The organism is Shewanella sp. A22, assembly GCF_053850585.1.
Map to the genome: position 1 here is coordinate 26,309 of NZ_JBSQBN010000007.1, position 13,085 is coordinate 39,393.

General features: G+C 42.5%; 11 protein-coding genes and 1 riboswitch. Of the genes, 8 read left to right on the forward strand and 3 right to left on the reverse strand.

Annotation, left to right across the window (positions count from 1 at the left end; all coding sequences use genetic code 11):
* Window positions 1-76: 76 nt before the first annotated feature.
* The gene (locus tag ACWXWT_RS02665; RefSeq protein WP_456040072.1) at window positions 77-370 is read right to left on the reverse strand and encodes a DUF2946 domain-containing protein; all 294 of its coding nucleotides are present in this window, start codon (window positions 368-370) and stop codon (window positions 77-79) included.
* A 432-nt stretch (window positions 371-802) separates the two neighbouring features.
* Entirely contained in the window at window positions 803-2,947 is a 2,145-nt protein-coding gene (locus ACWXWT_RS02670; RefSeq protein WP_456040073.1) for a TonB-dependent receptor plug domain-containing protein, read from the reverse strand.
* A 244-nt stretch (window positions 2,948-3,191) separates the two neighbouring features.
* A riboswitch (TPP riboswitch) is annotated at window positions 3,192-3,291 on the forward strand.
* A 206-nt stretch (window positions 3,292-3,497) separates the two neighbouring features.
* Here ACWXWT_RS02670 and thiC point away from each other — a divergent pair.
* The 8 genes from thiC to ACWXWT_RS02710 all read left to right on the forward strand — a co-directional run bounded on the left by thiC (window position 3,498) and on the right by ACWXWT_RS02710 (window position 11,802).
* Window positions 3,498-5,498 (forward strand): phosphomethylpyrimidine synthase ThiC, encoded by a 2,001-nt coding sequence (gene thiC, locus ACWXWT_RS02675; protein ID WP_456040074.1) that lies wholly within the window; start codon window positions 3,498-3,500, stop codon window positions 5,496-5,498.
* Between the two features lie 5 nt (window positions 5,499-5,503).
* Window positions 5,504-7,180, forward strand: a complete 1,677-nt coding sequence (gene thiE / locus ACWXWT_RS02680; RefSeq protein ID WP_456040075.1) for a thiamine phosphate synthase — start codon at window positions 5,504-5,506, stop codon at window positions 7,178-7,180.
* Window positions 7,177-7,983: a HesA/MoeB/ThiF family protein gene (locus tag ACWXWT_RS02685; protein ID WP_456040076.1), complete on the forward strand. Its 807-nt coding sequence runs from the start codon at window positions 7,177-7,179 to the stop codon at window positions 7,981-7,983. Before thiE ends, ACWXWT_RS02685 begins: the two co-directional genes overlap by 4 nt.
* Window positions 7,970-8,197, forward strand: coding sequence for a sulfur carrier protein ThiS (gene thiS, locus ACWXWT_RS02690; RefSeq protein ID WP_456040077.1), 228 nt, complete (start codon window positions 7,970-7,972; stop codon window positions 8,195-8,197). The genes ACWXWT_RS02685 and thiS overlap by 14 nt, the downstream gene beginning before the upstream one ends.
* A 2-nt stretch (window positions 8,198-8,199) precedes the next feature.
* Window positions 8,200-9,009, forward strand: a complete 810-nt coding sequence (locus ACWXWT_RS02695) for a thiazole synthase (RefSeq protein WP_456040106.1) — start codon at window positions 8,200-8,202, stop codon at window positions 9,007-9,009.
* Between the two features lies 1 nt (window position 9,010).
* Complete coding sequence (gene thiH / locus ACWXWT_RS02700; RefSeq protein WP_456040078.1) at window positions 9,011-10,126, forward strand: 2-iminoacetate synthase ThiH; 1,116 nt, start codon at window positions 9,011-9,013, stop codon at window positions 10,124-10,126.
* Between the two features lie 87 nt (window positions 10,127-10,213).
* Window positions 10,214-10,501: a chemotaxis protein gene (locus tag ACWXWT_RS02705; protein ID WP_456040079.1), complete on the forward strand. Its 288-nt coding sequence runs from the start codon at window positions 10,214-10,216 to the stop codon at window positions 10,499-10,501.
* 2 nt (window positions 10,502-10,503) lie between these two features.
* Complete coding sequence (locus ACWXWT_RS02710; protein WP_456040080.1) at window positions 10,504-11,802, forward strand: putative metalloprotease CJM1_0395 family protein; 1,299 nt, start codon at window positions 10,504-10,506, stop codon at window positions 11,800-11,802.
* Window positions 11,803-12,132: 330 nt separating this feature from the next.
* On the opposite strand, the gene ACWXWT_RS02715 is transcribed toward ACWXWT_RS02710, so the two are convergent.
* Complete coding sequence (locus tag ACWXWT_RS02715; protein ID WP_456040081.1) at window positions 12,133-13,032, reverse strand: LysR family transcriptional regulator; 900 nt, start codon at window positions 13,030-13,032, stop codon at window positions 12,133-12,135.
* Between the last annotated feature and the right edge of the window lie 53 nt (window positions 13,033-13,085).

A 13,085-nucleotide genomic window follows, 5' to 3' on the forward strand; every position in this document is an offset into this window, starting at 1 on the left:
AAATAGCATAAATAGTCTAGACAGCGGCTAGCTGACTAAATTAAGGTGAAATTTACTCTAAAATAAAATGGTTTATTTAGGCTTTTTGTTTAGGTGGCGCGCGGCTATTAAAGAAGCGATTGAAGGTTGGCTCAAACGATACAACATGGTGTGCAAATGTGATGAACGTTTGTTGAATAACAGGGATGTCAAAGGAAGAGCTGGTAATGGTGTTTTGTAATTGGTGTAACTGAGAGCAAAATAAGCTATGGATCGTGTTGTCTTCATCAATGTGTTGAAGACTATGAACCGCTGTTACCACAGATAAACACACCAAGATGGCAGCAAGCCATAAGGTTAACGTGTTTTTAGTGTGGTAAATTAGCTTCAATGTGTATTCCCTTTATTTAATGCGTGGGATTTTATGTGATAACTCATAGCATCTGCAATGCACTAAAGTGTAATAATTTCTATTATTATGCGATATAGAGCTAGCTAAGCTTAAATCTTTAAACGGTATGATTGCTTATACATACAAAGTCACGACATCTCCTAAAGCTTTATTTGTATAATATTTTTAAACTCTTAGGTAAATGTATCATCAAAGCTCAGCAGCCATACTGCGTGATTAATACATAAGTGTGGTTGCTTAAGCTGCCCAATTTACTTTCACAAAATGCAGCCATTTAAATCAAGTTTGTCATGGTTGAACTCATCAATTAATGAGGAAAGCGTTTTGAAGGAAACCCAATAGCTTAATGAATGAAAAGGGAGCTATTTAACAGGATAGTAAATAGCTCCCTCATAACAGAGCCATTTGGCGTTAAAACATATAGTTGACATTGATTTCGAGTGAGCGACCCGCACCGGCTATTTGTTGAAAACCGTTACTGTTGTCAGCCTTATATTCAGCGATACTGACACCGCCCAATGGCAGTTGATAATACTCATCAAGTAGATTTTTCACTGCAATAGTCATTGTCGCATCTTGCCATTTGATACTGCTGCTTAAATTAAGCAGTGAGTAACTGTCAGTTGTGTTTTCTAAACGCTGTTCATCCACGCGATCTTTATTTGCAACCCATTGCCAACTGATTCTATTTTGCCAATCCCCTAGCTGTTGTTGCAAAGCTAGCTCTGTTTGCAAAGGTTTTATTTGATACAGCAATTGGTCGTTGTCATCTCTTTCGCCGCGGGTTGCGTTGATGTTAGCGTTAATGAGCCATTTACCCGTGTCGTTGTCTGCTAGTTGATATTCAGCATCAATGCGTGCACCAAACAAGTTAGCGTCCACATTTGTAAACTGTAAAATATGACGACTATTACTATCGATGCTTGTGCGATTAAAGCTGCTGACCACATTGGCATCAATAAAATCGTTAATGCTGCTGTACCAAGCTGTTGCACTAAATGCTAAATCATCTTGTACTAGCTTGTAAGCCATACTCAATGTATGTGCAGTTTCTGCACTAAGGTCTGGGTTGCCTATGTAGCCGTTTGCATCGCCATACCAGCCAATCATCGTTGTGGCCATGGTGCTTTGGCCCCAACTGTATCGCTCATATAAATTGGGTGTGCGGTTCTTTTGGGCTAAACCAAGCTCTATCACTTCAGTATCGCTGAGTTGATAGCGAGCAAGAAGGGTCGCATCGATGTTATTGTCATTGCGCTTTCGATAGAGGCCATTAAATTCATCTGCGGCTATGGCATTAACATTGGTCATGCCCATCATGCTCATGGTGTTATAAGGCTGAACCTCACCTGTGCTGGTTGATACGTATTCATAACGAACACCTGCAGACAGCCACCAACGTGTATTAAGTGTTTGTTGCCACTCGCCATAAATAGCTGCACGTTGGCGTTCGCCATCATTAATATTGACATAGTCATTGGGGCCCATCATGGCTGAACCTTCAATCGCTGGCCATGTATCATCAAGTTGATAAACATAATATTCTTGGCCAATTAATAAGGTGCTATCTGAGCTCATTGGTAGCTGCCAATGCAGTTGGTAACTGTAATCTTTACCCTTAGTTTTCATTGGCATCATGCCGGTTTTTTCATCGGTAAAGAAGCCCATTTGATGCTCTACATTGTGCCAGTTTGCTTGGGCTGTGAACTCGCCTTCGTTTTCAAGTGTTCGTTGATAACGTACTAATGCGCCATAACTGTCATTATTCGTCATGTCCATATACTGGTTTGCAAAACCTTGAAAGGGGATATGTTGATGAGTCAGTTTGACAGCAACTTGTTGAATGTCATCTTGCCAAGCAGCGGTTAATGCATGATTTTGTGATTGGTATAAGGTGTCGAGTACTTTATCGCCATGGCCATCTGTATAGCTGTTTGCATCTTCAAATGATCCTTGGTAACTAAAGTTTAATGTTTTACTTGCTACAGTGGCATTTACACCTGCGAGAATGGCGTCATTAGTGCTTCGATAACCGCTAGATATGTTACCACTTTGCCATGTCACTGTATCGCTATCGATAAATACAGGTGTTAAGCTAGTGACATTAATTACGCCAGCAATGTTATCGCCACCGGCGCTCACCGGAGAGACTCCAGCAACCACTTGAATCGAACTAATTTGATTGGCTGACACATATGAAAGTGGCGGGTTCATCTGGTTTGCACATGATGACGTAGTGTCGCTGCCATCAATGAGCACTTTGATCCGATCGCCCATCATGCCATTTAAAATCGGTAATGCAGATACACCACCAGCTTCAGAAAAATCTACACCTTGTTTATTTAATAAGTTTTGTGCAGAACCGAGTAAATCGTTATTGGCCGCTTGTCCATGTACTTCAACCCGCTCAATGGCTTCACTATTTCGGTTGATGTATTGTTCAGCCATTGCCTGTGGTGTAACAGCCAGTATTATGGCCAATGTAATTGATGGGTATGACCAATAATAAATAGTTTTTAATATAATGGGTTGCATTACTATATTTTTCAATTTCATCACCTTTATCGTTTTTTTTCTCTTTTGAGTGAATTATATTCAATGAAATTAGTTATCTTTTTTATATTGTATCCTGCTAATTAATAAGGTAGGTGCGACATAATGTCGCAGATTAATAAATACGTCTGTGGGATGCCTGATGGACAATAAATATTCATTAAATGAAATCGATCAACGAGATAGTATTTTTATAAATGATTTAATTGGGGCTTGTTATTTGACAACAAGCTTGCTTATACTGCGTGACATCTTGTCGGAGTGCCATTATGGCTGAGACCGTTTATTCGGGATCCGTTGAACCTGATCAGGCTAGAACCTGCGAAGGAAACAAGCGTAATAATCATGATTATTGGGACTATAAATAACGTATTAACACGATTGTAATTGGACGTTTACCTCCGAGTTTTTTATCGGTTTATATTCCAATTACGTTATTACATTAGTATTTTTCTATGTGATTATTGACGTGAGCAATAGCTTTTTTATTGTTTACTGCTGCTATCAACACCTCTCCAGACAAGCAACTCTACTCTTAATATTGAGGTTGCTAATGTCAAATCCAAATCGTCGTCAAACTCGAGCTAACGCTCAACAATTTATTGATACCCTTAAACCGTTACAACATCCTAATTCTGAAAAAGTTTATTTAGCGGGTAGTCGTGCTGATATCAACGTCGCTATGCGCCAAGTTAATCAAACTGATACCGTTATTGGTGGTACCGACGCTGAACCCATTGAACAAGCCAATCCGCCTATTATGGTCTACGACTGCGCGGGTGCTTATTCTGATCCCCTTGCTGATATTAATGTGCGTGAAGGCTTACCTAAAATCCGTCAAGCATGGATTGATGAGCGACAAGATACTGAGCAATTAACGGGTGCAAGTTCGGGTTTTACCCAACAACGGCTGGCTGACGATGGACTCGATCATTTACGCTTTGACGCCTTAGTCGCGCCTAAACGTGCCAAGAAGGGCAAATGCGTGACCCAAATGTATTATGCTCGCCAAGGTATTATTACCCCTGAAATGGAATACATTGCCATTCGTGAAAACATGGCTCGCGCTGAAGTAACCGATAGCGTGTTGACTCAAAAAGCCCCAGGTGAGGATTTTGGTGCACATATTGGGCAACTTATCACTCCTGAGTTTGTCCGCGATGAAGTGGCCCGAGGTCGAGCGATTATTCCGCTGAATATTAACCATCCTGAAACTGAACCTATGATTATTGGGCGTAATTTTTTAGTGAAGGTGAATGCCAATATTGGTAATTCTGCGGTGACATCTTCGATTGAAGAAGAAGTTGAAAAACTCGTATGGTCAACCCGTTGGGGCGCCGATACGGTCATGGATTTGTCGACTGGACGTTATATTCATGAAACCCGTGAGTGGCTCATCCGTAATTCGCCTGTGCCGATTGGTACCGTGCCGATTTATCAAGCATTAGAAAAGGTTAATGGCGTTGCCGAAGAGCTCAGTTGGGCGGTATTTAGAGATACATTGATTGAACAAGCCGAGCAGGGCGTAGACTATTTTACGATTCATGCAGGGGTGTTATTGCGTTATGTCCCCATGACCGCCAAACGCCTTACCGGTATTGTGTCGCGTGGCGGTTCAATTATGGCTAAGTGGTGTTTAAGTCACCATCAAGAAAGTTTCTTATATGAACACTTTCGCGATATTTGCCAAATTTGCGCCCAATACGATGTGTCGTTGTCGTTAGGGGATGGTATGCGCCCTGGTTCAATTGCCGATGCCAATGATGAAGCGCAATTTGCGGAATTAGAAACCTTAGGTGAATTGGTCAAAATTGCATGGGAATATGATGTGCAGACCATCATAGAAGGCCCTGGTCATGTGCCAATGCAATTGATTAAAGTCAATATGGAAAAGCAATTGGCCCTTTGTGATGAAGCGCCATTTTATACCTTAGGCCCACAAACGACTGATATTGCGCCTGGTTATGATCACTTCACCTCCGGTATTGGCGCTGCCATGATGGCTTGGTACGGCGTGGCGATGTTGTGTTACGTCACCCCTAAAGAACACTTAGGTTTGCCTAACAAAGAAGATGTAAAACAAGGCTTAATTGCCTACAAGATTGCTGCCCATGCTGCTGATGTCGCTAAAGGTCATCCAGGTGCACAAGTACGTGATAATGCATTATCAAAAGCCCGCTTTGAATTCCGTTGGGAAGATCAATATAACCTAGGTCTCGATCCTGATACCGCTCGTGCTTACCACGACGAATCGTTACCACAAGAATCAGCCAAAGTGGCTCATTTTTGTTCAATGTGTGGGCCTAAATTCTGTTCGATGAAAATAACCCACGAAGTGCGTGAATATGCCGCGAATCTTGAACAAGTTGAAGCACTTAAGATTGAAGTATCTTCTGCTAGTGCTTATCAAGCTCTAGATACGGCTCAAGCCATAAATCCGTCCGAAGCGATGGCGCAAAAGTCGGCAGAGTTCAAAGCGTCTGGCTCGGCGCTTTATCACGACGTCAAACCAGCAGCACAAATTGATACCGACTTAGCGGTTGAGGTTGAATAATCGCCATGAATTCATCGACATTTGTCAGTGAGTCAATCACGCAAACCCCACCCATTGTCTGGACCATAGCGGGTTCTGACAGTGGAGGTGGTGCGGGGATTCAAGCTGATTTACTCACCATACAAGACTTGTCGTGTCACGGGAGTAGCGTGATAACCACATTAACCGCACAAAACTCGGTCAGTGTGAGCCTTGTTGAAACCGTTTCTGAATCCATGTTGTTGGCTCAGTTCAGTAGTTTACTCGCGGATTTGCCGCCAGTGGCGATTAAAATTGGCCTGCTTGCATCCCAAGCACAGGTTGACATATTGGCTGGCTGTTTGGCTCAGATTCGTGCCACTCAGAAGATAGTACCTTTTGTGGTACTTGACCCCGTCATGGTCGCCAGTAGTGGTGCGAACTTTAATTCTATCGATCTCGATTTTAGCCCTCTGATTGGCTTAATTGATTTACTAACGCCTAATCAGCACGAATTGAAGCGTTTATGTTCTCAGTCTGCATTGGCGCAAGATCGTGCTGATGTCGGCAACAATGGTTTTCAGCAACAGCAACAGCAACAGAAAATGATCCGCGAAGCCAAATTGTTATCCGATACATTTAAATGTCATGTGCTCGCTAAAGGCGGTGATGCTCAGTGGCAGCAACAGCAGGCGATAGATGTATATGTGAGTAAAAGCGTTAAAGGCGCCAGCCTTGCACACAGTCATGCGTTGTTTATGCTAAGTAGCCCGCGGATAGCAACCACCAATAATCATGGCAGTGGTTGCACATTATCATCTGCAATTGCGTGTTTTATTGCCCATGACTTCGTTATTCATGATGCCATTGTGCTGGCAAAAGCCTACGTCAATAAGGGACTCACTTTAGGCGTAAGCCTCGGCCAAGGACCTGGTGTATTAGCCCGCACTGGTTGGCCTGCTGATTTAGGAATGATGCCATCAATCAATTTAGTCTCTTCTGACTATCGCGCTCAAGATCGGTTTAAGCCAGCTCCACTGAATGGTTTTAAAGCGGTGCATCAATCCTTGGGGATTTATCCTGTTTTAGATGATCTTGGAATATTAAAAAATGTCTTAAAAGCGGGCTGCAAGACCGTCCAATATCGTGCCAAGTTAGCTACCGATACCGATAATCGGCAACGATTAACACTCGAAGCGAATATCATTGAGGCCATCAAACTAGGTCGCGAATATCATGCTCAGTTGTTTATTAATGATCATTGGCAACTGGCGATTAAACACGGTGCTTTTGGGGTTCATTTAGGCCAAGAGGATTTGGTCATTGCAGATTTAACCGCGATAGCTGCTGCTGGAATGGCGTTAGGGCTATCGAGTCACAGTTATTTTGAAGCCTTATTAGCCCACCAATGTTCGCCTTCATATATTGCTCTTGGGCATATTTTTGCTACCACGACCAAGCAAATGCCTTCCGCGCCTCAAGGGCTCAGCAAACTTAAACGTTATGCCAGTTTATTTGCGCGCCATTATCCTACTGTTGCAATTGGCGGGATAAATCTCAATAACCTTGAGTTGATTGCGGATACCGGCGTTGGTGATGCTGCTGTTGTTAGAGCGGTAGCCACGGCTAACGATCCAGCGAAGGCGTATCGAGCCTTGCATCATAAATGGTTGCAGGTTACGCGGCCTTTGGCAAAAGCCTGTTCACCTCAGGAGGGCTTATGAATTCTCTATCTGGTCAGGATTACATTCAGTATTCACGCACCATGCTACTGAGTGATATTGGAGAAGCAGGGCAGCTTGCCATTATGAATAGCCTTGTAGTGATCATCGGTGTAGGAGGCTTAGGAAATGTAGTGGCGCATTATTTAGCTGCAGCGGGTGTTCAGCAAATAATGTTAATTGATCATGATGTGGTGGAATTATCCAATTTACCAAGACAACTCCTGTTCAGGGCATCAGACATTGGCAAAGCAAAAGTCGACATTGCAAAAAGTGTACTGAGTGATGCTTACCCTCAAATCAATATTGACGTGCTGGCACAGCCCATTACATCAGCGCACTTTAAGCTGCTTGTTAAACGATTTACGGTAAAACCTGTGGTGTTTGATTGCACTGATAATGTTAGTGCGAGGCAACTAATAAACCAAATGTGTGTACAGCATCAGTTAACCTTGGTTAGTGGTGCCATTAGTGCATATCAGGGGCAATTATTTTGTATTGATTTTTCAAGCCCACGTTCACACAGCGGTTGCTATTGTTGTTTATATCCACTTGATACATCCATTATGCAAAATTGTACTCAAGCTGGCGTGTTTGGGCCCTCCGTGGGCATTATAGCCAGTATGCAAGCGCTGGTGGGCCTGCAGCACATCTGCAATACCTTTACGCAATACGGTGTTTTACATCGATTTAATGCTCAGGATTTACGCTGGCAGTATGCAAACATGAGTCAAGACCCACAGTGTGAAGTGTGTCATCAATATCCATTAACTGATCATCAGGAGCGGTCTAATGATACAAACTGATCCCCATGGGGTAATAACCCTGCACCTCAATGGTGTCGAGCAACAAGTTCGGGCTAATTTAAACTTGGCTGAACTACTGATACTCAGTGATTTACCCACTCAAGGAGTGGCTATCGTGATCAACGATACTGTTGTACCTCGAAGTCGTTGGATGCATGTATTGTGTCAAGCCGATGACAATATAACCGTTTTTTCTGCCGTTGCTGGAGGTTAATGATGTTAACGATAGCCGATCATCAATTTTCGTCTCGGTTACTCACCGGAACAGGAAAATTTTCAGATCACAATACAATGTTACAAGCGATAGCCAGTTCTGGGTCGCAGTTAGTCACCTTAGCGATGAAGCGAATTGATTTGACTCGCGGCCATGACAATTTACTCGGTCCTTTGCAAAGTATGGGGGTTAAATTACTACCTAATACCGCTGGTGCGCGTAATGCCAAAGAAGCTATTTTTGCCGCTGAACTCGCTTATGAAATGCTGGGCACTAAATGGATAAAACTTGAAATTCATCCCGATCCTAAATACCTCATGCCCGATCCTATTGAAACATTGATTGCGGCTCAACACTTATGCGAACAAGGCTATATCGTCATGCCTTATGTGCATGCCGATCCAGTCCTGTGCAGGCGCTTAGAAGAAGTCGGTTGCGCTGCGGTGATGCCACTCGGCAGTCCAATAGGCAGTAATCAAGGGTTAGCAACGGAAACATTCTTAAGTATTATTATTGAACAGGCTAATATTCCGGTAATAGTGGATGCCGGCATTGGTGCACCTTCACAAGCTTGCAGAGCTATGGAAATGGGCGCAGCTGCAGTATTGGTGAATACCGCGATTGCAAGTAGTGCCAATCCTCAGCAAATGGCTACATGTTTTGCTGATGCGGTTGCCACAGGAAGACAAGCCTACCTAGCAGGATTAGGGACCGTGAACCATTACGCTAATGCCACCAGTCCTTTGACTGGTTTTTTGTCAGAACCATCAATCAATTCACTTGCAAAGTCAGTTAATAGTAAGGGGGGCTAGCATGACGTATTCAAGCGTATTTTCGCAATTAGCCCCCGAAACATTATCGATGAAGTTGTATTCAACAACTGCCAAAGACGTAGAGCTGGCGTTGCAAAATTCAAGCGGTAATCTTGATAGCTTGTTGGCATTATTATCTCCTGCCGCAATGCCATACATTGAACTGATGGCGAAGCAAGCTGCTCAGCTGACTAGGCAGCGATTTGGTGCCAATATCGGTCTTTACTTACCCTTATATTTATCAAACTTGTGCGCCAATGAGTGCGATTATTGTGGATTTAGTATGAGCAATAAGGTCAAGCGCAAAACTCTTACTCGTGATGAACTAGCAGCGGAAATGGCTATCATTAAACAACGTGGTTTTGATTCTATATTATTGGTGTCTGGCGAACACGAAACGAAAGTTGGAATGGAGTATTTTGAGTCGGTGTTACCGTTAGTCAGCAAGGCTTTTAATTACCTGGCAATGGAAGTTCAACCATTAGAGACTGAGCAGTATCAGCGACTTGGCAAATTAGGCGTTGATGCCGTTATGGTATACCAAGAAACCTATCGTGCTCATACTTATGCTCAGCATCATACTCGCGGTAAAAAACAAGATTTTATCTATCGCTTAGATACCCCTGATAGAGTGGCAAAAGCGGGTATCGATAAAATTGGCCTTGGGGTATTACTGGGATTAGATGATTGGCGCTTAGACGCATTACTGATGGGATTTCATCTAGACTACATGGAGAAAACTTACTGGCGTAGTCGCTACAGTATTTCATTACCTCGTTTACGTCCTTGTACTGGTGGCATTACACCGAAAGTTGAATTAACCGATGCAGGTTTAGTACAAATGATCTGTGCATTTAGGTTGTTTAATCCTCAACTTGAAATTAGCTTATCAACTCGTGAGCTGCCATCGTTCAGGGATAATTTACTCCCTTTAGGAATTACCCACATGAGTGCTGGAAGCTCTACTCAACCTGGTGGTTATATGGCGCCAGACAGCCAACTTGATCAATTTGAAATCAGTGATAACCGTTCAGTAGAGCAAGTTGTTGAACAAATGAAACGACGAGGAATTAACCCAGTATGGAAAGATTGGGAGATGGGTTGGATTATTGGATAACCTCCATCGTTGATTTGTTTGAAAACTGTACATATTAGTCTATTTAGGCCATACTGAATTAACTTTTTAGGATCAGGAGTGGTTATTATGCAAGTTCAATCAGCCTATGCGTCAGGTATGCAGGGATTGCAAAGTGCTCAACAAGGTTTAGCGCAGGCTACAACATCTGTTGCCACACCCGAGCAACAAAAACCTGCTGCGCCAAATACGTCAGCACAAGATACTGTGACCTTAAGTTCTCGTGCTGTCGGGCAAACTGACACCACATCTGCTTTAGTGTCAGCGACTGAATCATCTAACCAAGCTCAAGCATCTGCTAAAGTGATTGAAGTAGCATCTGAGACTGTTGGTAGTTTGATTGATATTGAAGTGTAATCATGAGTGCGGCAATGGTTTCTGCCAATTCAGGGTTAGTTAATAGTGCTGCCCAAATAAACCACCGCAACTCATTGTCTGCACCACAATCTCTGCCACATACACAAGCACAGAATAGTGCTCGAACAACGGTTAGCACTCAAGTAAATAACCTCCAATCAGCCTCTGTTGCTGTAGATTTTCAATCTGTGAACATCAGACCCAGTACAGTTGACACCAGTTCGCTTCAATCCAGCTCAACTCAAACAGCGGCCTTCAAAACTCCAGTAGATATAAGCCACAGCTTATCTAGCCCTGACGCGCATTACGGAGTGCAATCTCATTCTGCATCCACAAATGAGATTAAGCCACAACGCATTGTTGATTCTGGTTCCGTTAATAGCTACGGTTTAAAAAGTGGTCCTCTTAATCTTTCTGGGGTATTAAACCTTACACCTATTCAATTACAGGCCACTAACACATTAACTGAAACGCCGGTCAGTATAGAGATCGTAACCAGCTCGCCAGTCAGTGATGTTGAAAATGTTCAACCGCCTGTGGTTAATCCGTCAGCCATAAACCCTGTTGTAGAAACAACCACGACTGCACAAAACTCATCCGTGGACGATTCAGGAATTGCTGTAGAGGCAGATGTTTCAAATAATCAAAATGACGCAGCAGAACAGCAAGTTGAGCAACAAGTAAAAGATAAACAACAACAAATAATACAAGCAGAAGCAAAATTAATCGACCAATTGTCTCAACGAGATACCGAAGTTAAAACACACGAGCAAGCCCATGCGGCTGTAGGTGGAAGTTTAGCGCAAAGCCCTAGTTATCAATATGAAAAAGGCCCTGATGGACGTCGTTACGCAGTTGATGGTGAGGTTAATATTGATGTGTCTACTGTTGACGGTGACGCCCAAGCAACATTAAGTAAAATGCAAAAAGTCTATGCCGCAGCCATGGCACCAGTACAACCGTCAATGGCCGACATTCGCGTGGCTGCGCAAGCATTACAGAATATGAATGAAGCAAAAGCAGAATTAGCTTCAAATAATTCAGACTCTTTACCTTCAACATCAAAGAACAATTCCATTTCTCCCAATAGCCAAGTATTAACTAATGACGCCCTTGATGCGGCAAACATGAGTTTATTATCATCTTCATCTAACAATCAATTATCGCAAAATCAGGCCGACAATAGTCAACAAATTGTGAATAATAATGAAGATGAATACACTAATACCACTCGCCAAACAGATGAATCGTTATCATCCCCACAGCGATATCAGCACCAATCTTTAGAAATTTACGTTTAATTAGGGCCTGTTGATCTTCCAAGGTTGTTTTGCCGAGGATTGAAGTTAACATATTGATTTTTATAATTATCAATACATCTCTTATCCAGAGTTCGGCAGTAATCCACTCACTTTGATTGACGTAATCACTGCGAACGAAATTTAACCAACAAAGAGCAGCCCTAGTAAACCGATAATAGGTGCAATCTTAAATTGTCGAATATTGATGGCTTACCTTATTTATTCCATCTCTGAACTCGAGTTGATTATGATTGATATCGAATCAGACTCAATTGATACAAGAATGAGTATGAGAACCATAACAGAGTTGTTCATCGAAATTCATCCTAGTTAATCGCTAATGACTAAGTTGTGTTGTTGTAAAATTAAGTTTTCTAATAACCTGCATGCAGGACCTTGTTGATCGCGATTTGGTATCACCAAATTCAGCATGATTTTTCGATGATAACCGCCTCGTAAATGTAAACGGGTTAGCTGTTTATGAGCAATTTCTTGTTCGACGAGAAAACTGGGTATCCAACAAAAGCCGATATTACGTGCCAAAATGCTTTTTGCTTCGTGAAAGTTTGATACCGTCCAACGTTGTTCAGCTTTTAACCAACCTATATCATTGGTCGCATTTATTCCCGTGTCTTTAATCACAATTTGAAGATGTTGAGCTAACTGCTTGTCATCTTCAATTAAAGCAAGTTGTGCTAATGGATGTTCTGGATGGCATACAAGCTCAAAACTTAGTTCACATAATGGCTCAGAAATATGGCCTTTGGGAGGCATGGCACAGATAGCAATATCAGCTTGGTTATTTTTTATTAACTCGTGAGTGCCGGAAATAACAGAATCGATAATGGTGACCCGTGTTCCGCGACTTTCAGGTAAAAATGCTGTTAATGATTCAACCAGTTTGTCCATTGGGTAAACGATTTCTCTGGCGATAATCAGATTAGGTTCCCATCCTTGGCCTAAATTGCTGGCAAGTTGTTCAAGTTCTTCAACTGATTGCGTTAAATGGCGAGAACGACGAAGTAACACTTCCCCTTGTTCGGTTAAATAAGCTTTTCGCCCCTTGACTTCAAGCAGGTTTATTCCTAATTGGTGTTGTAACTTGGCAACGGCATGGTTTAGTGATGACTGGCTCTTATTAAGCTCCTGTGCTGCTTGAGCGTAACCGCCAAAATCAACAACTGCTTGTACAATTCGCCATTGCTCTAAGGTCGATTTTGCTCGGCTCATTAAGTGCTCTCTTTATTGTTGAATAAAATACATAGCATTCATTGAAAGAAAAA

Excerpts from the sequence above, each read along its gene's own strand:
- ACWXWT_RS02670 (WP_456040073.1), bottom strand. The coding sequence starts at position 2,947 with ATGAAATTGAAAAATATAGTAATGCAACCCATTATATTAAAAACTATT.
- thiC (WP_456040074.1), top strand. The coding sequence starts at position 3,498 with ATGTCAAATCCAAATCGTCGTCAAACTCGAGCTAACGCTCAACAATTT.
- thiE (WP_456040075.1), top strand. The coding sequence starts at position 5,504 with ATGAATTCATCGACATTTGTCAGTGAGTCAATCACGCAAACCCCACCC.
- ACWXWT_RS02685 (WP_456040076.1), top strand. The coding sequence starts at position 7,177 with ATGAATTCTCTATCTGGTCAGGATTACATTCAGTATTCACGCACCATG.
- thiS (WP_456040077.1), top strand. The coding sequence starts at position 7,970 with ATGATACAAACTGATCCCCATGGGGTAATAACCCTGCACCTCAATGGT.
- ACWXWT_RS02695 (WP_456040106.1), top strand. The coding sequence starts at position 8,200 with ATGTTAACGATAGCCGATCATCAATTTTCGTCTCGGTTACTCACCGGA.
- thiH (WP_456040078.1), top strand. The coding sequence starts at position 9,011 with ATGACGTATTCAAGCGTATTTTCGCAATTAGCCCCCGAAACATTATCG.
- ACWXWT_RS02705 (WP_456040079.1), top strand. The coding sequence starts at position 10,214 with ATGCAAGTTCAATCAGCCTATGCGTCAGGTATGCAGGGATTGCAAAGT.
- ACWXWT_RS02710 (WP_456040080.1), top strand. The coding sequence starts at position 10,504 with ATGAGTGCGGCAATGGTTTCTGCCAATTCAGGGTTAGTTAATAGTGCT.
- ACWXWT_RS02715 (WP_456040081.1), bottom strand. The coding sequence starts at position 13,032 with ATGAGCCGAGCAAAATCGACCTTAGAGCAATGGCGAATTGTACAAGCA.